Here is a 19,828-nt window from a genome sequence, read left to right as displayed (position 1 = left end):
CAGGTGCGCTTCGCTACAAGGATGGTCAAATCAGTTTCAAGCCCGGCCAATCGATTTTGCCTTTTCCTCGTCGTACCACCACAGTGCCTCGACGGGAAAGCCATAGTCCGGCTTCGGATCCTTGAAGCCGAACATGTCCCAATAGGCCGCCCGGTGATTCGGCGCGTGCCAATTTGGAATCCAGTCGTGACGCGCGCGCAAGATGCGATCCACGACCTTGAGGATCGTGACGAGACCATCGCGCGTTTCGGCCCTGCCGGCACGCTCGATCAACGCATCCAGCGCGGGCGATTTCGTACCGGGATAGTTGCGCGTTCCCGGAAGACCGGCCGAACGCGAATGGAAGAAGTTGGCGAGTGAATCGCGCGTAGGCGTCGCGCCGAAGGACGCGGCCATGCCAACCATGTCGAAGTCGAAATCGATCTGGCGTGCCTGATACTGTGCCGAATCCACCTGCCGTATCGAGGCATCGATGCCGATCTGGCGCATGTTTTCGATGAAGGGTGACCCCGAGCGGATGAAAACCTCGTCCTGGATGAGGTATTCCAACGTCAGCGGCTGACCGGCGGCGTTCCTCAGCAGACGGCCGTCGGCCTGCCAGCCGGCTTCCATCAGAAGACGGCGCGCCTCGCGCAGAAGACGCCGGTCGCGGCCGGAGCCGTCCGAAATCGGCGCGACCACTGCTTCGCCGAAGGCTTCCTCGGGGATATCGCCCCGAAATTCCTCCAGCAGCGCAAGCTCTGCCTGCGAAGGCGTTCCCTCGGCGCGGAATTCCGATTTCTCGAACACGGAATTGGAGCGCGCATAGGCGTCAAAAAAGAGGTTGCGGTTCGTCCATTCGAAGTCGAAGCACATGCCGATCGCCTGGCGCGTCCGCGGATCGGCGAATTTCTCGCGCCTCTGATTCAGAGCCCACGCCTGCATCGAGGGTGACAATTCGCTCGGAAACTCGCGCTTGACCACACGTCCGTCAGTGATCGCGGGGAAATCGTACCCCGTCGCCCAGGTTCGCGCCGTGAACTCCTGACGGAACTGAATGTCGCCCTTCTTGAAGGCTTCGAAAGCCGCATTGCGATCGCGATAGAACTCGATGCGGATCGTATCGAAGTGGAAAAGCCCGCGCATGACAGCTAGATCACGGCCCCAGTAATCCTCGACGCGGTCATACTCGATCGTCTGCCCGGCATTCACCCGGCCGACCTTGTAGGGTCCGGACCCGAGCGGCGGATTGAGTTGCGAGGCGTCGAACGGATTCTCTTCGTAGAATGGCTTCGAGACGATCGGCATCGCGATGACCGAGAAGATCGTCCGTGAGGATTGATCGCCGCTGAACGCGATCCGGAACGTCGCCTCATCCTCGGCCACCGCTTCCGTCATTTCGGCAAGCGGCAGGACGAGCGAAGGGTGGCCCTTCTCCTTGAAGAGATTGAACGTGAAGGCGACGTCCTCGGCCGTCAGTTTGGAGCCGTCATGGAAACGCGCCTGCGGCCGCAGCTTGAAAATGAAGGAGTTGCGGTCCTCGGCGATCGTCACCGTTTCGGCGAGAAGCCCATAGGCCGAATCCGGCTCGTCGAGCGAGCCCGCCATCAGGCTGTCGAAGCACAACTCCATGCGCGGCGGCGCGTCGCCGCGCGGGACGAAGGAGTTCAGCGTGTTGAAGGTCAGAACCGACTGGTTGTAGCCCCAGTTCGGCACCGAGAAATTGAACCGCCCGCCCTTCGGCGCATCGGGGTTCGCATAGTCGAAATGGGTGAAGTCCGGCCCGTATTTCAGGTCGCCGAAGGCCGAAATGCCATGGAGCGGCATCCCCGTCTGAAGCTGCGCAAGCGCGGCGCGCGGCAGAAACGGCGCCGCGAAGGCCGCACCGCCCAGCGCGAGAAAAGCACGGCGGTCGAGAAATGCACCACTCATTCCACATCCTCGATCTGTTCTTCGAGCTCGGCCTCACGGTCCTGCAAAATCCACCAGGATTGCGGGTCGATGCCCGAATATTCGGGCTGCTTTTCGGGGATGCCGAACTTGTTCCAGTAGGCGTATCGCATGGTCGGCTGGAAATATTGCGGCACGGTGTAGTAGTTCCACAGGAGCACCCGGTCGAGCGCGCGCGTTGCCGCCACCAGCTCCTCGCGGTCGGTCGCATAGATGATCCTGTCGATCAGCGCATCGACGACCGGGTCCTTGATGCCCGGCACGTTGCGCGAGCCTTCCGCATCGGCGGCCTGAGTGCTCCAGTAATCGCGTTGTTCGTTGCCGGGCGATTCCGATTGCGGGAAGCGGGCCGTCACGGCGTCGAACTCGAAAGCCTGGTAGCGCTGGATATACTGTGACGTGTCGACGATCCGCAGCGTCGCGTCGATGCCGAGGCGGCGCAGATTGGCGATGTAGCCGCCGGTGATGATCTCGCTCGTCGGCGAGGAACCCAGGAACTCGATGCGGAATTGCTCGCCGCTCTGCTTGTTCACCATGCGGCCACCCTGGATCGCCCAGCCCGCCTCGTCGAAGAGCCGCACCGCCTCGCGCAGATTGTCGCGCTGGGACTGCGGCGTGTCGAAGACCGGCAGCCTGAACTCCTCCGTGAAAAGCTCCGGCGGCAGCGCGTCGCGATGCGCTTCGAGCATTTCCAGTTCCGCGCCTTCCGGCAGACCGCTCGACGCAAGCTCGGAGCGTTCAAAATAACTCGAGAACCGCTCGTTCATTTCAAAGAACTGTAGCCGGTTCTGCTCCTCGAAATTATAGGCAAGCGTCAGCGCGTGGCGCACGCGACGATCCTGGAAGCGCGGCTGGCGCATGTTGAAGGCGAACGCCTGCATGTGCTGGATGCCGCCCGAGATGAACTCGCGCTTGACGACGTCGCCGCGCTCGAAGGCCGGAAAACTGTACTCGACCGCCCAGCGCCGCGTACTCGTCTCCTGCCGGATATCCTCGTAGCCGCCGCGGGTGAAGGCCAGGAACTGCGCATTGTCGTCCTGAAATAGGTGTAGATCATGCGGTCGAAATTGTTGCGCCCGACATTCACCGGCTCCTCGGCGCCCCAATAGTCCTCGACCCGTTCCCAGACGATCCGCGAGCCGGGATCGAAGGCGGCGATCCGGTAGGGACCGCTGCCGAGCGGCGCTTCGAGCGTCGGATTGGCGATGTTGCGCTTTTGCCCGCGCGCGTTCTCGCCTTCCCACCAATGCTTCGGCAAAACGGCCAGGTCACCCATGATATGCGGGAGTTCGCGATTGCCCGTCTGGTCGAAGGTGAACTCGACCTCGCGCTCGGAAATCGCGACCGCCTCTGTCACATTGGCATAGTAGCGGCTGTAGGCGGGGCTGATCTTCTTCAGCTTCTCGAAGGACCAGACGACGTCCTCGGCGGTGACCGGTTCGCCGTCGTGCCAGCGCGCATTCGGATTGAGGCGATAGATGGCGGAGGAATAGTCGTCCGGATAGGTGAAGGCTTCCGCGATCAGCGCATGGCTCGTGCCCGCCTCGTCGGGGGACTGCTGCATCAGCGTATCCCACAAGAGCCCGCCGAACTGGCCGAGACCGGCGGCAGACGTGCCGCGCACGATGAACGGGTTGAAACTGTCGAAGGTGCCGAAGGCGGCCGAATTCAAAGTGCCGCCCTTGGGCGCATCGGGGTTCACATAGGAATAGCGGGTGAATTCCTCTGTTGGCGGCTCGGTCTGGATAAGCGAGGAAGTGGTGCGCCACTGCGCCTCGGCGTCCTGTGCCAGCGCTGCGCCGCTGCCGACAGCCAGGGCGACAACCAGCATCCATGACATGCGCAATTTTTCGCCGAAGCGGCTCCATTCCATGCGACGCATCTCCTCTTCGTCTTCGCGCACCCTATCTCATCGGGCGTGATTGGAAACCGGCTACGTGGCTAAACTTTGCGTGGCCGGACATTTCCACAGACGCAAAAAAGCCGGGCGAAACCCGGCTTTTTCGTGATCGTCGACATTACGGCTTTGTTAGTTCTGAGCCGGAGTCCGCTGCTCTTCCTCGGAAACCTCGCCATCTGCGGCGGGCGTCGCCGGGTCGGTCTCGGGCGATGCAGCCGAGCCGTCCTCCTGGGGCGTCGCCTCGGCCGGAGCGGCCTCGGTCTCGGCACCGGCATCAGCATCGGCTGGTTCCGCCGCACCGTCGGCAGCAGATGCGTCTTCGTCAGCAGGGGCAGTTTCTTCGGCGGCGGGCGCAGCGTCTTCGGCCGGCGCAGCGTCCTCACCTTCGGCGGGGGTCGCTTCTTCCCCCTCGGTTGCCGGCTGCTCCTCGCCCTCGGCGGCCTCCTCCGCAGCGGCCGGCTCGGGCAATGGAAGCGGATTGTCGGACTGCTGGTTCAGATAGGCGATCAGGTTCGCTTCTTCCTGCGGGTCGCGGATGCCGGCGAAGGCCATCGTGGTTCCAGGAATGTAGGAACGCGGATTGACCAGGAATGCGCTGAGATTCTCGAATTCCCAGTTCTTGGCGCCGCCTTCGGAATATTCTTCCATCGCAGCGGAATAGGAAAAGCCCGGCTCTTCCGCAACGGGTCGGCCGACGAGACCGTGCAGGTTCGGGCCGACGCGGTTGGCGCCGCCGCTCTCGATCGTGTGGCAGGATGCGCAACGGCGGAAGGCCGCTTCGCCGGCAGCCGGATCGGCGTTGGCGAGAAGGTCGAGCGCGCTCGGGCCGGTTTCGGCCGGCGCACCGCCGCCAGCCGGCTCATCAGGAACCTCGATCGCATATCCGGGGGTTTCCGGAGAATGGGACGCGAAGATCGCATCCGACACAAGGCTGACCGAAAAGACGACGAAGACGACGCCCAGGAACGCGCCGATCAGCTTGTTGAGTTCAAAAGAGTCCATCTACCCAAGGCTCCAAGGTTCGACCGGGGTGATGCGCCGCGCGGCCGGCGCACACGCGTCAAAGGGTCCCCCACCCGGTCGTGCCGGTGAAAATCGCGCGGAAACTAGGTCTTTTGCTTGGATGTTGCAACACATATAAGGACGTTTCCATGTGAGACCTTTTGCCACTTTTCCGACCATCCCGAGAGCCTCGTCATCGCTTCGCGCATGTCCCGACTGATCCTCATTCCCGCCCGGATGGCATCGACCCGGCTGCCTGGCAAGCCGCTGGCCGATATCGCAGGATTGCCTATGATCGTGCAGGTCGCAAGGCGCGCGGCCGAAAGCGGCGTCGGCGAGATCGCCATCGCGACCGACAGCGCCGAGGTCGCGCGCGCCGTAGAGGCGTATCGGTTCGCAGCAGTCATCACGTCGACGAACCATCAGTCCGGTTCCGACCGCATTTTCGAGGCGTTACAGACGCTCGACCCCGGCAGGCGCTGCGAGACCATCATCAATCTCCAGGGCGACCTGCCGACGATCGATCCGGCCCTTATCGCGCGTACTGCCGACGTGCTCGAAAGCGGCGAGACCGACATCGCCACGCTTGGCGTCGAGATCGAGGACGAAGCCGAGAAGACAAACCCGAACGTGGTCAAGATCGTCGGCTCGCCCATCGCGCCCGAGCGGCTGCGCGCGCTCTATTTCACGCGCGCGACCGCCCCCTGGGGCGAAGGACCGCTCCACCACCATATCGGCATCTACGCCTATCGCCGCGCGGCGCTGGAACGTTTCGTGAAACTCGGACCGAGCCCGCTCGAAACGCGCGAAAGGCTGGAGCAGTTGCGCGCTCTCGAAGCCGGGATGCGCATCGATGTCGGCCTCGTCCATTCCGTTCCGCTGGGCGTCGATACGCCCGAAGATCTCGAGCGCGCCCGCGCCATATTGTCCTAGGGAAGAGCCACAGCCGCATGTCCAGTACCAACCGCATCGCATTCCAGGGGGAACCCGGCGCCAATTCCGACACCGCCTGCCGCAACATGTTTCCCGGCATGGAGCCAATGCCCTGCGCGACCTTCGAAGATGCGTTCAATGCGGTCGAAAGTGGCGCGGCCGACCTTGCGATGATCCCGATCGAGAACACGATCGCGGGCCGCGTCGCCGACATCCACCACCTCCTGCCGGAATCGAGCCTGCACATCGTCGGCGAATATTTCCTGCCGATCCATTTCCAGCTCATGGTGCTGCCCGGCGTGAAGATCGACGAGATCGCATCCGTCCACAGCCATATCCATGCGCTCGGCCAGTGCCGCAACGTGATCCGCAAGCACAAATGGAAGCCGGTCATCGCCGGCGATACGGCCGGCGCCGCGCGCCAAGTCGCCGACGAGGGGGACCGGACGGCCGCAGCACTCGCGCCGGTCCTCGCCGCCGAACTCTACGGGCTCGACATCGTCGCGGAGAACGTGGAAGACACCGACAACAACGTCACCCGCTTCGTGGTGCTTGCCAAGGAAGAATCCTGGGCGCCGCGCAGATCCGCCGACGATTTGATGATGACGACCTTCATCTTCCGCGTCCACAACATCCCCGCCGCGCTCTACAAGGCCATGGGCGGATTCGCCACCAACGGCGTCAACATGACCAAGCTGGAAAGCTACCAGCTCGGCGGCACCTTCTTCGCCTCGCAGTTCTACGCCGACATCGAAGGTCACCCCGACGACGCCAATGTCGCGCAGGCGCTGAAGGAACTCGACTTCTTCTCGCGCGAGGTGCGGGTTCTGGGGGTCTATCCGGCGGCGGAGTTTCGCATCGCGCAACGCAACGGAAGCTAACTTTCCACCCACGCCCGGATCAGGTGATTGGCGATGGCTGCGTTGGGCGGCACGATCAGACCGTCGGGGTGTGCGCCGGCAATCATCAATCGCACTTCGTCGCGGGAGAACCAGCGGCAGGCTTCAAGCTCATTGAAATCGGGCGTCAGATCCTCGTTCATCGCCTCGCCGAAACAGCCGATCATCAGCGAATGGGGGAACGGCCAGGGCTGGCTGGCGTGATAGGCGACACGGCCGATCCGAACACCCGACTCCTCGAAGGTCTCCCGCCGCACCGCATCCTCGATCGTCTCGCCGGGCTCGACGAAGCCGGCGAGCGTGGAAAACATGCCCGGCACGAAATGCGGGCTGCGGCCCATCAGGCAACGCTCCTGCGTGACCGTCAACATGATGACGACAGGGTCGGTCCGTGGGAAATGCTCTGCGCCGCAACCGATGCATACGCGCTTATAGCCGCCGATGCGCGCCTCGGTCGCCGCCCCGCAGCGGCCGCAGAAGCGGCAACTTCCGTTCCACGCCAGAAGCGAAGCGCCCTGCGCAACGGCGCCCATGTCTTCAGCGCCGAGCAGGCCCTGGCTGTTGAGCGAGCGCAGGTCGATCGCCTTGATGCCCTGGGGCAGTTCCTCGGGTTCGAGGCTTCCCGGCGCAGCGATGACCGGCCCGCTGGCTCCACGTCCGAGCAGGACCCCGTGCTGGAGTTTCGCCTTGAGGCCGTTCGCCTCCGATGCCGAAAAACGCCAATCGGGACCGGCGCCGTTCATCTTCAGGCACAACCGGCCGCCGCGCAGGATGAGGACGGACAGTCGCGGATCGGCCAGTGCCTCCGCCAGCACCCTCTCGGAGCGGTTCTCTGCCTGCCTGTCGATGCGATTGCCGGCAAAGCCGACGAAGCGGCTCGGCTCGTCGGTCGGCCGGTCGAACAATGCGAAGGTCACAGGCGGCCCTTGATGTCGTTGATCAGGCCGTGAAGGTCCTCGCGGCGGTAGGGTTCGGCCTGACCATGACCCCAGACGGGGCCCGGCCAGTTCGCGTCGCCTCGCCGGCGCGCGATGACATGGACGTGGAGCTGACGCACGATGTTGCCGATCGCGCCGATATTGATCTTGTCGCAGCGCGTGACTTCCATCAGCGCCTTCGACACCAAAGTCGTCTCGAAGGAGAGCATCGCCTGGTCGAGCGGGGTCAGGTCGTGGATTTCAACCGCGCCGCGGCGTTGCGGGATCATGATCAGCCAGGGCCAGCGCGCATCGTTCATGATCCGAAGCTCGCACAGGCCGAGCCAGATCACCTCGCGGCTGTCACGTTCAAGCTTCCTGTCAAGCTCGAAACCGCCAGCCCTGTGCGGCATGTCCATATCTCCCTCCTGTGCCAGGATGACGAGGCTAGTGCCTTTCATGGTTTGTGGGAAGCGAATCGTTTCCCGTTTCGATCCGGCCTTGCATTCGCCTTTCGAATTGCCGATATGGGGCGCGGGAGGTTGGTGGTGGACGAGCCACTCGCCAACCGGGTCAGGTCCGGAAGGAAGCAGCCCTAACGAGCCCCGGCACGGGTCACCGTGCCAGCCTCCCACCTTATTCCCCGATCGAGCGTCTGCGCCGTTTGCGGCATTGACGCCTGGCCATGTGGGGGACGACACTCGCGCCGCGAGGACGATCCGGGCCTTCGGCCCATGGCACGAGCGAGACTTGATGGACGAAACTCCGCAGATCGAGACGATCCGTCCTTCAGGACCTTACCGGGTTCTGGCGCGCAAATACCGTCCGCGCGATTTTTCGACGCTGATCGGCCAGGAGCCGATGGTGCGTACCCTCACCAACGCGTTCGCCACCGGCCGCATCGCGCAGGCATGGATGCTGACCGGCGTGCGCGGCGTCGGCAAGACGACGACCGCCCGCATCCTCGCCCGCGCGCTCAACTACAAGACCGATGCCGTCAGCCAGCCGACCGTTGATCTTTCCGTTGCCGGCGAGCATTGCGAAGCCATCATGGAAGGCCGCCATGTCGACGTGGTCGAGATGGACGCCGCCTCGCATACCGGCATCGACGACATCCGCGAGATCATCGAGCAGGTCCGCTACGCGCCGGTTTCCGCGCGCTACAAGGTCTACATCATCGACGAAGTCCACATGCTGTCGACTCAGGCATTCAACGGCCTGTTGAAGACGCTCGAAGAGCCGCCGCCGCATGTGAAATTCATCTTCGCGACGACCGAAATCCGCAAGGTGCCGATCACGGTCCTGTCGCGCTGCCAGCGCTTCGACCTGCGCCGCGTCGATGGCGGGCTGCTCACCGCCCATCTGCGCGGCATCGCACAAAAGGAGGACGTTTCGATCGACGACGACGCGCTCGCCATGATCGCGCGCGCGGCGGAAGGCTCGGTGCGCGATTCGCTGTCGATCCTGGACCAGGCGATCGCGCATGGCTCGGGCACGGTCACGGCCGGGGCGGTGCGCGACATGCTCGGCCTTGCCGACCGCGCCCGCGTCATCGACCTGTTCGAACGCCTGATGAAGGGTGACGTCGCTGGCGCGCTCGGCGAGTTCCGCAGCCAGTACGATTCCGGCGCGGACCCCGCCACGGTTCTCAACGATCTCGCCGAGTTCAACCACCTCGTCACCCGCATCCGCTTCGTGCCGACGGCCGCCGACGACGCTTCCATCTCGCAGGAAGAGCGCCAGCGCGGACGCGAATATGCGGACGGTCTGTCGGTGCGCGTTCTTTCGCGCACATGGCAAATGCTGCTCAAGGGCATCACCGAAGTTCAAAGCGCTTCGCGGCCGGTGAGCGCCGCCGAGATGGTGCTGATCCGCATCGCCCATGCCGCGACGCTGCCGACGCTCGACGAGGCGTTGAAATCGCTGGAAGGCGACGCGCCTGTCCGCACCCTGCCGCAAGGCACGGCGCCTTCGGCTCCCAATGGCGTTTCAGGCCCCGCAGCCGCGCCTGTGGACGCGATCGCCGCCCCGCCCGTCGCGGTGGCATCGAATGGCGGCGGCCAGACGATGCGACTGGTGCGCAGCGAATCGGAGCCTGCTCCCGTCGCGCCGCCGCAGCCGGCACAGGACGAAGCGCCGGCCGGCCCGCGCATCGAATCGATGACCGATCTCGTCGCGCTGTGCGACGCCAATCGCGACATGGCGCTGAAGGTGCAGGTGAAGCAGTATCTGCGGCCCGTGCGCTTCGATCCGGGCCGCATCGAGGTCAGTCTCACGGAACACGCGCCGCGTCTGCTCGTCAACGATCTGACGACCCGTCTTCATGCCTGGACCGGGCGGCGCTGGATCGTCACCGTCTCGCGCGAAAAGGGCGGCGAGACCCTGTCGGAAATCGAGCAGTCGCGCCGTGACATTGCCCTTCTGGATGCGAAGAGCGACCCTGCCGTCGCGGCCATTCTGGCGCGTTTTCCCGGTGCGAGGATCATCGACGTGCGGCTGCCCGACGCCGCCGAGACGCCCGAGATCGAACCGGAATCCGACGAGATGCCGGTCGATCCCGGCATCGGGGATTCGGACGACGATGACGACATCTGAACTACGGAGATCACGATGAAAGACCTTCTCGGTATGATGGGCAAAGCCCGCGAGATGCAGGCCAAGTTCGCGCAGATGCAGGAAGAACTCGCCGCTGTGGAGGCTTCCGGCCAATCCGCCGGCGGCCTGGTTCAGGTGACGCTGGCCGGCAAGTTCGAAATGAAATCGCTCAAGATCGACCCCTCGCTCTTCAAGGAAGACGATGTCGAAATCCTCGAAGACCTGATCCTCGCAGCCTACAATGACGCCAAGACTAAGGTCGAGGCGATCATGCAGCAGAAAACGCAGGAACTGACCGCCGGCCTGCCGATCCCGCCCGGCATGAAGCTGCCGTTCTGACCCGCGCATGAACGCCCGGTTAACGTGTTCATAAGCATTTGAACGATAGGATCGGACAGATCCGGTTTTGATCGCGGGGTTCCGGTGCGGGCATCTTTTGGCCGAATGTGCCCCTATTTTGCCGCAAACCACCCTTTCAAAATCATCCACGAAACGGCGGGGGCCGTTCGGAGAGGTTTGTATCGTGTTCTTTCGGCTCCCGACCGCGGCCTGCGCGGTCGCCCTGTCGCTTGTTGTTTCCGCCTGCACGTCCAGCAGCGATCTTCTCGACGATGTCGTGACGTCCTCGGTCAAGCCCGTCGCGGCGACCGCCGACAATCGCGAATGCATGGCGCGCGCGATGTTCTTCGAATCCCACCGGTCGAGCCGGGAAGGGCTCGTCGCCGTCGGCACGGTGGTGATGAACCGGGTGAATTCGGGCGAGTATCCCAATACCATTTGCGGCGTCGTCGGGCAGAAGAACCAGTTCGCGCCCGGCGTGATGACCCGCACGATGAATTCCAGGGCAATGCCCGACGTAATGGCCGCCGCCGATGCGGTTCTTGCCGGCGAGCGGCACCCGATGGTGCAGAACGCCAAGTTCTTCCACACCGCCGGCCTTAACTTTCCCTATCCCAACATGCATTACGTGCTGAAGGCCGGCGGCAACGCGTTTTACGAGAAACGGGGCCGCGAAGAACGCGCCGCCAAGGGCCTGCGTCCGCAGTCGCAGCTCGCGGCGGCCGGCCGCATCGAGGGCAAGCAAGCTCGCGTTCAGGTCGCCGCCGCGCCGCAGCCGCAGCCGGAACGTTTCGGCACGCCGCAGCCGGCCCCGGTTGCGCCGCAGATGCAGACGGCGAACACATCACCTGCGATCGAACCGGCTGTCGAAGCGCTGTCATTCTGGATCGACCCGAGCAAGGCGGACGCCATCGGTGCCCTGATCCTCGACCAGACCCGGACTGGCTCGATCGACTGAGTTCGACCTACACATCGACCGGTTTCAAGGTTAAACCGAAGCCATGTCGAAGAGAATCGCCGGCCCCGAAATCGAACGTCTGATCCAGCTTCTGGCCAAGGTGCCGGGCCTCGGGCCGCGTTCGGCGCGGCGCGCGGCGCTGCATCTCATCAAGAAGAAAGAACAGCTTTTCGTGCCGCTCACCGCCGCCATGGGCGAGGCGGTGGAGAAGGTGCGCGTCTGCTCGACCTGTGGCAATGTCGACACGTCCGACCCCTGCACGATCTGCACCGATCCGCGCCGAGAGGACTCGACGCTGATCGTCGTCGAGGACGTCGCGGACCTTTGGGCGCTGGAGCGCGCGGCGGCGATGAATGTGCGCTATCACGTCCTCGGCGGCACGCTCTCGCCGCTCGACGGCATCGGGCCGGACGACCTGAACCTCAAGGCGCTGACCGCACGCGTCGCCTCGGGCTCCGTGTCGGAAGTCATCCTCGCGGTCAACGCGACAGTCGAGGGCCAGACGACGGCGCATTACATCACCGACCAATTGTCGAGCTTCGACGTCAAGGTCACGCGGCTGGCGCACGGCGTTCCGGTCGGCGGCGAACTCGACTATCTAGACGAGGGAACGCTGACGGCGGCGCTGAAATCGCGCACGGCGTTTTGAGGGAGGAAGCATGAAAGGCCGAATTCGACGTAAAGCGCTGGCGTTGCTGATTTTCCTCCTCCTCCCCCTCCCCGCCGTCGCCCAGTCCATCGATCAGCAATTCCGCACCTGGCTCGAAAACGACCTCTGGCCCGACGCCTCCCGCGCCGGCGTCTCGCAATCCACCTTCGACGCCGCCTTCGCCGATGTCGGGCCCAATCTCGACCTGCCCGACCTCGTCCTGCCGGGACAGGCGGCGCAGACGCCGCAGCGCCAGCATCAGGCAGAGTTCGGCTCGCCCGGCAATTATTTCGCCGAGAACATCGTCGGGGGCGTCACGGCGGGCGGGCGCCAACGGGCGGGTTATCTGTCGGGCGTCCTCAAGGATCTCGAAGGACGCTACGGCGTGCCGCGCGGCATCCTGCTCGCGGTCTGGGGCCGCGAGAGCGGATTCGGCACGGCGCGCATTCCCCACAACGCGTTCCAGGTGCTCGGCACCAAGGCGTTCATGGCGACGCGCAAGGAGATGTTCCGCGCCGAGGTCATCGCGGCATTGTTGATGGTCGAGCGCGGCCATGCGCGCGTTACCGACATGAAATCCTCGTGGGCCGGCGCGCTCGGCCAGCCGCAGTTCCTGCCGACCTCCTATCTCCAACATGCCGTCGCCCATTCCGGCGGCCGCGCCGACATCTGGAACTCCGAAGCCGACACGCTCGCCTCCATCGCCAACTATCTGGCCCATTTCGGCTGGGTGCGCGGGCGCGACTGGGGCTTCGAGGTGAACCTACCGGCCAGCGTCTCCTGCGCGCTCGAAGGCCCCGATCGCGGCCGCCCGATTTCCGAATGGGTGTCGATGGGCGTGACGCGCGTATCCGGCCGACCGTTCCCGGACCACGAATTGCGCGGCGAAGGCTTTCTGATGATGCCGGCCGGCCGCTCCGGTCCCGCCTTCATCGTCACGCCGAACTTCTACGTCATCAAGGAATATAACGAGAGCGACCTCTACGCGCTTTTCGTCGGCCATGCAGGCGACCGCATCGCCTATGGCGACAGCCGATTTTCGGGCGCGTGGGGCAATGTCGGCGGTCTGATGCGCTCCGACGTCGCGGCGATGCAGCGCGGGCTCGAAGGGCTCGGCTACGATGTCGGCGGCGCGGACGGCCTCGCCGGATTCCGCACGCGGCGGTCGATCGGCGAATGGCAGCAGAAAAACGGGCAGGCGCCGACCTGTTTCCCCGATGCAGGAATGGTTCGCGCCCTGCGGTGATTTTTTTATCGACCGCGGGAACCCAAACGCGCCCAACCTGCTTGAAGCATTCGGGACGGGTCTGTTTTGGAGTGAACTGATGAATTTCGATTTTTCCGGATTGAGAACCGGATTTCTGGCCGTCGCCGGTGCCGGTGTTCTGGCATCCTGTGTGGTCGTCGAGGAGGGCCCGCGACCGTTGCCGCCGCGCCCCGGCCCCGAGCCGATCTGCACGCAGCAATATGACCCGGTCTGCGGCGAACGCGGCCGCGACCAGCAGACCTTCCCGAATTCCTGCGTGGCACGCGCGGAAGGCTACCGCGTCGCCTATGGCGGCGAGTGCCGGCGCGGAGGTGGATCGAACTGGGATCGTCCGGGCCGTCCCGGCCCCGATCGTCCGCAGTTTTGCACGCGCGAATATGCGCCGGTCTGCGCCGTCCAGGGCAATCGCCAGCAGACCTTCGGCAACGCGTGCGAGGCGGAGGCCGCAGGCTGGCGCATCCGCCGCGGTGGCGAATGCTGATTTGAGATGCGGTAAGGCCGGCGCGATGCCGGCCTTACCGATCTATTCGGCGGCCATGGTCATGGCCGGCTGTCCGTGAACCTCGGCCAATATCTCAAAAGACCGCACGCGCGCCGCGTGATCGTGGATTTGCGCCGTCACCATCAGTTCGTCCGCGACGGTGCGCGCGATGAACGCGTCGAGGCCGGTCTTCACCTTTTGCGGCGAGCCGACGATGGCGCAGGTCAGCGCCTGGTCGAGCATTGCCCTCGCCATAGGGTCGATCTGCTGCTCGAAGTTTTCGACGGGTTTCGGCAATTTTCCCGGCCTGCCCGAGCGCAGATTGACGAAGGCCTGCTGCAACGACGAAAACAGATAGCGCGCCTCCTCGTCGCTCGGCGCCGCAACGATGTTCAGCCCTGCCATGACATAAGGTTTGTCGAAATATTCCGACGGCTCGAAACGCGTCCGATAGATTTCGAGCGCATGGTCGAGTTCGGCCGGAGCGAAATGCGAGGCGAAGGCGTAGGGCAGACCGAGCGCGGCTGCGAGCTGCGCGCCGTAAAGGCTCGACCCCAGAATCCACACCGGCACGTTCGTTCCCTCGCCCGGCACCGCGCGCACGCGCTGGGCCGGTTCGGCCGGCTTGAAATAGGCGAGGAGTTCGAGAACGTCGTTCGGAAACTGGTTCACGTCGCCGGAAAGCGACCGGCGCAGCGCGTGGGCGGTTAACTGGTCGGTGCCGGGTGCGCGGCCAAGACCGAGGTCGATGCGGCCGGGATAGAGCGAGGCCAGCGTGCCGAACTGCTCGGCGATCACCAGCGGCGCGTGGTTCGGCAGCATGATGCCCCCAGCCCCGACACGGATGCGCGAGGTGCCGCCCGCGACATGGCCGATCACGACCGCCGTCGCGGCGCTCGCGATCCCTGGCATGTTGTGGTGTTCAGCCAGCCAATAGCGATTATAGCCGAGACGATCGGCGTGGCGCGCCAGATCGAGCGTGTTGGCAAGCGCCTTGGCAGTCGTGGCACCGTCGGGCACGGGCGAAAGGTCGAGTACGGAAAGAAGGGTCATCGCGTCATCCGGGGCATGGTCCATGCCCGGATATAGGAAAGACGATGCTTCCCGCCAACGTCACGGCGCGACGCGCTGCGCTTCTTCCTTGCTTTCTTCCTCTTCCTCGGCCGTCTGCTGCGCCGACAGGAAATTGCCGACATGGCTCAGGCTTTCGAAGTGATCGCAGAAGACCTTGATCACGACGAGCAGCGGCACCGCGATCAGCGCGCCGACGAACCCCCACAGCCACGACCAGAACGCGACGGCGATGAAGATGGCCACCGCGTTGATCTCCAACCGCCGCCCCACGATCAGCGGGTTGATGAAATTGCCTTCCAGGATATTGCAGGTCAGGACGAAGGCAGGCGGCAAAAGCGCATAGGCGAAACTGTCGAAGCTCACGATCGACAGGACGGCGACGAGAATGATCGTGATCGCGGCGCCGACATAGGGCAGGAAATTCAGGAGGCCGGCCGCAACGCCAAAGACGAAAGGCATCGGCATTCCAAGCACCCAAAGACCCGTTCCCACCGTCAGGCCGAGGCCGGTGTTTATGGCGGCGACGGTAAGAAGGTAACGCGAGATCTCGCGCTCGACGTCGTAGACGACCCGCAAGGCCCGCTTCTTCTCGCTCATCTTGGTGAAGGACTGGACGATCTTCTCGTAGAACATCGTTCCCGAGGCAAGCAGGAAGAGCGACAGTACGAAGGTGATCGCGGCCGTGGTCGAAGCCGACAGAAGATTGCCTGCGGCGCGCGACACGATGCCCGGCTGCGAGACGACGACGCGCTGGACATCCGGTTCCGACGCCGTCTCGGCCGCTTCGTCGACCTGACGCGAAACTTCCATGACCCTTTCGAAGGGGCGGCGCACTTCTTCGAGCCGGTCGGTCAGCCGGCGGCCGATGGTCGGCGCGTCGTTGACGAGTTCCACCACAGGCCCGGACAGGAAATAGCCGGTCGTGGCGATCGTCGTCATCGACAGGAAGACGAGCAGCGTCGCCGAAAGCGCCTCGGGCACGCCGCGCTTGCGCAGAAAGCGCACGATGGGCGTCAGCATCAGCGCCAGCAGGAAGGCCAGCACGATCGGCATGAAGAAGTCGCGCGCGAAGTAGAGCGCATAGACCGCGGCGAACATGAAGAGACCGAGCATGAAGGTCCGGATGAGACGCAAATCCCTGTCGCGCGCAGGTGCCGGCTCGGACGGCACGGACGGCCCCGCTGGATCGAATTCGCTCTTCATGACGGTTCCCCGGACTGCCATCCGCGAATGCCGGCGGCAATCGGGCGGATTGGAGGCTGAAACGCGGCGCCCGGCCTTTCGTTCCGGCGACCGCTCGGGGTCAGAAAACGTTCTGCTGCGAGATCTGGATGCCGGCCGGGCCGAGGATGACCGCAAAGAGCACGGGCAGGAAGAACAGGATCATCGGCACGGTGAGCTTGGGCGGCAGGGCGGCCGCCTTCTTCTCGGCCGCCGTCATGCGCGCCTCCCGGCTTTCGGCCGAGAGCACGCGCAAAGCGTGCGCGACCGGGGTGCCGTAGCGCTCGGCCTGGATGAGCGCCTGCGAGACGGAGCGGACGGTTTCCAGGCCGGTACGGCTGGCAAGGTTCTCATAAGCCTGCTTGCGTTCCTGAAGGAACGACAATTCGGCATTGGTCAGCACGAGTTCCTCGGCAAGTTCGACCGATTGCGAGCCTATTTCCTCTGCCACCTTGCGAAAGGCGGCCTCGACGGAAATGCCCGATTCCACGCAGATCAGCATCAGGTCGAGCGCATCGGGCCAGGCGCGCTGGATCGACTGCTTGCGCTTGTTCGCCCGGTTGGAGACGTAGAGAACCGGCACGTAGAAGCCAGCATAGGCCGCAATCACGCAGATCAGGCCACGGATGAAGTTGGGCTGCTCGGCAAAAGCGCCGAGGCCGAAGACATAAACGATGGCGCCCGCAAGGAAGACGAAGGGCAGGACGAGGCGGAAGAACAGGAACTTCGTCAACGGGTTCTGGCCGCGATAGCCGGCCATGCGCAGCTTGGCGACCGTCGCATCGTCTGCCAGCGCGCGGCGCAGATCGAGCTTTTCGACGATGGACCTCATACCCGCCGATTCCTGCTCGCGGATGCCCTTGCGGCGGCGGTCGGACTCGCTGGCAAGGCGCGCCTTCTGCTGCGCGCGCAACTGGTCGCGCTCGAGCGCGACGGCCTTCATGCGCGTCTTCAGCGGATTGCCCGACAGAGCGGGCAGCGCTGTGAAAAGCGTCGCGAACACCGCCACCGAGACGAGGACCGCCAGGAGGAAGCTGGGATCGGTAACGATGCCGACGACTGAGCCTGTCATGTCCGGTTCCTAGAAGTCGAAATTCATCATCTTGCGCATCACGAGCAGGCCCATGGCCATCCAGATGCCGGAGACCAGAAGGATGAGGTGGCCGGTGCTGGTGGTGAAAAGCGGCATGATGTAGCCGGGGCTTGACAGGTAGACGAGCAGCGCGACCACGATCGGCAGCGAACCGATGATCACGGCTGACGCCTTGGCTTCCATCGACAGCGCGTCGATCTTGGCCTTCATTTTCTTGCGGTCGCGCAGGACCTTGGAAAGGTTGCCGATCGCCTCGGAAAGATTACCGCCGGCCTGGCTCTGGATCTGGATGACGATACCGAAAAAGCTCGCTTCGGCGGCCGGCATCGATTCGGGCATCCGCATCACCGCCTCGGGCAGCGACAGACCGAGTTGCTGGTGCTCGACGACGCGCTTGAACTCGCTTTTGACGGGCTCCGGCGATTCTCCGGCAATCATGCGCACGGCATCGTTGAGCGGCAGGCCCGACTTGACCGCGCGGACGATGACATCGAGCGCATTGGGGAATTCGTCGAGAAACGCCTTGACGCGGCGCGCGCGCTTGAAGGTAACGAACCAGCGCGGCAGGCCGAACCCGCCCGCGACCATCGCGCCGGCCGCCAGAAGAAGCGGCGCGCCCATCAGGAGGAAAAGAATAAACATGACGAACCCTGTCGCGGCCGAAGCAAGGTAGAACTGCCGGATCGACATGGTGAGGCCGGCCTGCCGGATCTGCACCTTCAGGGGCGGCTTGTGTCGCCCCTGGCCACGCGCCTTCTGCTTTTCCTCGAGGTCCTTCAGCGTGTCCTGAACCGATTTGCGGCGCTTTGCGGCCTCGGCCACCCGGTCGCGCGCGGCGCGCACGACGTTGCGGTCGGACTCGGCATTGCGCACCGTCTCGAAGCGGCGTTCGATGGTCCGTTCGCTCTGGACGCGGGAAAAGAGCAGCCCATAGGCGAGCGCGCCGGCGCTGACGGCGGCAAGTGCGATGAAGAGCAGCAGGTTCATGTCCATCGCGGAATTCCCGTCCGGCCGCTCACGACTGGGCCTCCATGGCTTCGAGCGCTGCGGCGAGGCGTGCTTCCTCGCCATAGTAGCGCGCGCGATCCCAGAAGCCGGGACGGCCGACGCCGCTCGACATGTGGCTGCCGATCAGCCGGCCATTGGCATCCTCGCCCTTGATCTCGTAGGTCATCAAATCCTGGGTGATGATGACGTCGCCTTCCATGCCGATCACCTCGGTGATGTGGGTGATGCGGCGCGACCCGTCGCGCAGGCGCGCCGCCTGGATGATGACGTCGATGGAGCCGACGATGATCTCGCGCACCGTCTTTTGCGGCAGGATGAACCCACCCATCGCGATCATGGATTCCATGCGGTTCAGGCATTCGCGCGGGTTGTTGGCGTGGATCGTGCCCATCGAGCCGTCATGGCCGGTGTTCATCGCCTGCAAGAGATCGAACACCTCGGCTCCGCGCACCTCGCCGACGATGATGCGTTCGGGACGCATACGCAGGCAGTTCTTGACGAGATCGCGCATGGTGATCTCGCCCTCGCCCTCGAGATTGGCGGGGCGCGTTTCCAGACGCACGACATGCGGCTGCTGAAGTTGGAGTTCGGCCGAATCCTCGCAGGTGATGACCCGTTCGTCGCGGTCGACATAGTTGGTCAGGCAATTGAGGAGCGTCGTCTTGCCCGAGCCGGTGCCGCCGGAAATGATGACATTGCAGCGCACGCGGCCGATGATCTTCAACACCTCCGCGCCTTCGGGCGAGATCGAGCCGAACCTGACGAGTTGGTCGAGCGTCAGCTTGTCCTTCTTGAACTTGCGGATGGTGAGCGCAGTGCCGTCGATGGCGAGCGGCGGGGCGATCACGTTGACGCGCGACCCGTCGGGCAGGCGCGCGTCGCAGATCGGCGAGGATTCGTCGACGCGGCGGCCGACCTGGCTGACGATGCGCTGGCAGATGTTGAGAAGCTGCTGATTGTCGCGGAAGCGGATCTGCGTCTGCTCGACGCGGCCTGCGACTTCGATGAAGACCTGCCTTGCCCCGTTGACCATGATATCGGCGATGTCGTCGCGTGCCAGAAGCGGCTCCAGCGGGCCGTAGCCGAGGACGTCGTTGCAGATGTCCTCGAGCAGTTCCTCCTGTTCGGAGATCGACATTGCGAAATTCTTGATCGCGATGATGTCGTTGACGATGTCGCGGATTTCCTCGCGCGCGGCGTCAGGCTCCAGCTTGGCGAGTTGCGACAGGTCGATCGTGTCGATGAGCGCGGAGAAGACCTGGCTCTTGGTGTCGTAATAGGCTTCCGAGCGTGGTCGGGCCTGGGGCGCGACGCGACGCGGCTCCGGTGCCAGCGGCGGCGTGGGATCAAGGGCGCGCTTAGGTGCCCCGGCACTTTCCGCACTGCGCTCGACGGGGCGTTCGTCGAGCGTCAGGGACTCGGACACGGGCGCCGCCGGGGCGGGCCTGAACTCCTGACTGGTGCGGCTTCCGCCTTCGTTTCCACGCTTGCCAAACATCGTATTGCCCGTCGTCCTCTGGCTCCGCCATCGGCGGTTCAGATGAATTCCTGCCGTCGCCCGGC

General features: G+C 64.3%; 17 protein-coding genes, 1 other RNA gene and 1 pseudogene. 9 read left to right on the top strand and 10 right to left on the bottom strand.

What is annotated here, in order from left to right; translation table 11 throughout:
- Positions 1-36: 36 nt before the first annotated feature.
- The 3 genes and pseudogenes from PZ895_RS03495 to PZ895_RS03485 form a co-directional block, all read right to left on the bottom strand.
- Positions 37-1,911: an extracellular solute-binding protein gene (locus tag PZ895_RS03495; RefSeq protein WP_275837657.1), complete on the bottom strand. Its 1,875-nt coding sequence runs from the start codon at positions 1,909-1,911 to the stop codon at positions 37-39.
- A pseudogene (locus PZ895_RS03490) lies at positions 1,908-3,760 on the bottom strand (extracellular solute-binding protein). The gene PZ895_RS03495 and the pseudogene PZ895_RS03490 overlap by 4 nt, the downstream one beginning before the upstream one ends.
- A gap of 198 nt (positions 3,761-3,958) precedes the next feature.
- Entirely contained in the window at positions 3,959-4,831 is an 873-nt protein-coding gene (locus PZ895_RS03485) for a cytochrome c family protein (protein ID WP_275837656.1), read from the bottom strand.
- A 207-nt stretch (positions 4,832-5,038) separates the two neighbouring features.
- Between PZ895_RS03485 and PZ895_RS03480 the strand changes: the two genes are divergently transcribed.
- Positions 5,039-5,764, top strand: coding sequence for a 3-deoxy-manno-octulosonate cytidylyltransferase (locus PZ895_RS03480; protein WP_275837655.1), 726 nt, complete (start codon positions 5,039-5,041; stop codon positions 5,762-5,764).
- A 17-nt stretch (positions 5,765-5,781) separates the two neighbouring features.
- Positions 5,782-6,645, top strand: coding sequence for a prephenate dehydratase (locus PZ895_RS03475; RefSeq protein ID WP_275837654.1), 864 nt, complete (start codon positions 5,782-5,784; stop codon positions 6,643-6,645).
- Here the strand turns inward: PZ895_RS03475 and nudC are convergent.
- Together nudC and PZ895_RS03465 are read right to left on the bottom strand one after the other, a co-directional pair.
- Positions 6,642-7,580, bottom strand: a complete 939-nt coding sequence (gene nudC, locus PZ895_RS03470; RefSeq protein ID WP_275837653.1) for an NAD(+) diphosphatase — start codon at positions 7,578-7,580, stop codon at positions 6,642-6,644. The two genes, PZ895_RS03475 and nudC, sit on opposite strands and share 4 nt — an antisense overlap.
- On the bottom strand, positions 7,577-7,993 hold the full coding sequence (locus PZ895_RS03465) for an HIT family protein (protein ID WP_275837938.1): 417 nt from the start codon (positions 7,991-7,993) through the stop codon (positions 7,577-7,579). Before PZ895_RS03465 ends, nudC begins: the two co-directional genes overlap by 4 nt.
- Before the next feature lie 124 nt (positions 7,994-8,117).
- Between PZ895_RS03465 and ffs the strand changes: the two genes are divergently transcribed.
- The 7 genes from ffs (at position 8,118) to PZ895_RS03430 (ending at position 13,869) form a co-directional block, all read left to right on the top strand.
- Positions 8,118-8,215: signal recognition particle sRNA small type (gene ffs, locus PZ895_RS03460), an RNA gene on the top strand.
- A 118-nt stretch (positions 8,216-8,333) separates the two neighbouring features.
- Positions 8,334-10,175, top strand: coding sequence for a DNA polymerase III subunit gamma/tau (locus tag PZ895_RS03455; RefSeq protein WP_275837652.1), 1,842 nt, complete (start codon positions 8,334-8,336; stop codon positions 10,173-10,175).
- 15 nt (positions 10,176-10,190) lie between these two features.
- Entirely contained in the window at positions 10,191-10,514 is a 324-nt protein-coding gene (locus tag PZ895_RS03450; protein WP_275837651.1) for a YbaB/EbfC family nucleoid-associated protein, read from the top strand.
- Positions 10,515-10,698: 184 nt separating this feature from the next.
- Positions 10,699-11,472: a cell wall hydrolase gene (locus PZ895_RS03445; protein ID WP_275837650.1), complete on the top strand. Its 774-nt coding sequence runs from the start codon at positions 10,699-10,701 to the stop codon at positions 11,470-11,472.
- A gap of 43 nt (positions 11,473-11,515) precedes the next feature.
- Positions 11,516-12,121 (top strand): recombination mediator RecR, encoded by a 606-nt coding sequence (gene recR / locus PZ895_RS03440; protein ID WP_275837649.1) that lies wholly within the window; start codon positions 11,516-11,518, stop codon positions 12,119-12,121.
- Between the two features lie 10 nt (positions 12,122-12,131).
- Positions 12,132-13,367: a lytic murein transglycosylase gene (locus tag PZ895_RS03435; protein WP_275837648.1), complete on the top strand. Its 1,236-nt coding sequence runs from the start codon at positions 12,132-12,134 to the stop codon at positions 13,365-13,367.
- Between the two features lie 79 nt (positions 13,368-13,446).
- Positions 13,447-13,869: a Kazal-type serine protease inhibitor gene (locus PZ895_RS03430; RefSeq protein ID WP_275837647.1), complete on the top strand. Its 423-nt coding sequence runs from the start codon at positions 13,447-13,449 to the stop codon at positions 13,867-13,869.
- A gap of 42 nt (positions 13,870-13,911) precedes the next feature.
- Here the strand turns inward: PZ895_RS03430 and PZ895_RS03425 are convergent, their stop codons facing one another.
- From PZ895_RS03425 to PZ895_RS03405, 5 genes are all read right to left on the bottom strand, one after another.
- The gene (locus PZ895_RS03425) at positions 13,912-14,922 is read right to left on the bottom strand and encodes an LLM class flavin-dependent oxidoreductase (protein WP_275837646.1); all 1,011 of its coding nucleotides are present in this window, start codon (positions 14,920-14,922) and stop codon (positions 13,912-13,914) included.
- A 60-nt stretch (positions 14,923-14,982) separates the two neighbouring features.
- Positions 14,983-16,056: an AI-2E family transporter gene (locus PZ895_RS03420; RefSeq protein WP_275837937.1), complete on the bottom strand. Its 1,074-nt coding sequence runs from the start codon at positions 16,054-16,056 to the stop codon at positions 14,983-14,985.
- A 190-nt stretch (positions 16,057-16,246) separates the two neighbouring features.
- Complete coding sequence (locus tag PZ895_RS03415; protein ID WP_275837645.1) at positions 16,247-17,236, bottom strand: type II secretion system F family protein; 990 nt, start codon at positions 17,234-17,236, stop codon at positions 16,247-16,249.
- A 9-nt stretch (positions 17,237-17,245) separates the two neighbouring features.
- Positions 17,246-18,250: a type II secretion system F family protein gene (locus tag PZ895_RS03410; protein ID WP_275837643.1), complete on the bottom strand. Its 1,005-nt coding sequence runs from the start codon at positions 18,248-18,250 to the stop codon at positions 17,246-17,248.
- A 22-nt stretch (positions 18,251-18,272) separates the two neighbouring features.
- On the bottom strand, positions 18,273-19,763 hold the full coding sequence (locus tag PZ895_RS03405; protein ID WP_275837642.1) for a CpaF family protein: 1,491 nt from the start codon (positions 19,761-19,763) through the stop codon (positions 18,273-18,275).
- Between the last annotated feature and the right edge of the window lie 65 nt (positions 19,764-19,828).

The sequence above is a fragment of the Mesorhizobium sp. YIM 152430 genome, from assembly GCF_029210365.1.
Lineage (GTDB): Bacteria > Pseudomonadota > Alphaproteobacteria > Rhizobiales > Rhizobiaceae > Aliihoeflea.
Note: the sequence above shows the minus strand (reverse complement) of the source record. Positions and strands in the feature narration are given on the sequence as shown.

Coding starts and splice junctions, on each gene's coding strand:
- PZ895_RS03435 (WP_275837648.1), top strand. CDS start 12,132: ATGAAAGGCCGAATTCGACGTAAAGCGCTGGCGTTGCTGATTTTCCTC.
- PZ895_RS03465 (WP_275837938.1), bottom strand. CDS start 7,993: ATGCCGCACAGGGCTGGCGGTTTCGAGCTTGACAGGAAGCTTGAACGT.
- PZ895_RS03430 (WP_275837647.1), top strand. CDS start 13,447: ATGAATTTCGATTTTTCCGGATTGAGAACCGGATTTCTGGCCGTCGCC.
- recR (WP_275837649.1), top strand. CDS start 11,516: ATGTCGAAGAGAATCGCCGGCCCCGAAATCGAACGTCTGATCCAGCTT.
- PZ895_RS03475 (WP_275837654.1), top strand. CDS start 5,782: ATGTCCAGTACCAACCGCATCGCATTCCAGGGGGAACCCGGCGCCAAT.
- PZ895_RS03455 (WP_275837652.1), top strand. CDS start 8,334: ATGGACGAAACTCCGCAGATCGAGACGATCCGTCCTTCAGGACCTTAC.
- PZ895_RS03405 (WP_275837642.1), bottom strand. CDS start 19,763: ATGTTTGGCAAGCGTGGAAACGAAGGCGGAAGCCGCACCAGTCAGGAG.
- PZ895_RS03450 (WP_275837651.1), top strand. CDS start 10,191: ATGAAAGACCTTCTCGGTATGATGGGCAAAGCCCGCGAGATGCAGGCC.
- PZ895_RS03480 (WP_275837655.1), top strand. CDS start 5,039: ATGTCCCGACTGATCCTCATTCCCGCCCGGATGGCATCGACCCGGCTG.
- PZ895_RS03415 (WP_275837645.1), bottom strand. CDS start 17,236: ATGACAGGCTCAGTCGTCGGCATCGTTACCGATCCCAGCTTCCTCCTG.
- PZ895_RS03495 (WP_275837657.1), bottom strand. CDS start 1,911: ATGAGTGGTGCATTTCTCGACCGCCGTGCTTTTCTCGCGCTGGGCGGT.
- PZ895_RS03420 (WP_275837937.1), bottom strand. CDS start 16,056: ATGCTCGGTCTCTTCATGTTCGCCGCGGTCTATGCGCTCTACTTCGCG.
- PZ895_RS03425 (WP_275837646.1), bottom strand. CDS start 14,922: ATGACCCTTCTTTCCGTACTCGACCTTTCGCCCGTGCCCGACGGTGCC.
- PZ895_RS03485 (WP_275837656.1), bottom strand. CDS start 4,831: ATGGACTCTTTTGAACTCAACAAGCTGATCGGCGCGTTCCTGGGCGTC.
- PZ895_RS03410 (WP_275837643.1), bottom strand. CDS start 18,250: ATGGACATGAACCTGCTGCTCTTCATCGCACTTGCCGCCGTCAGCGCC.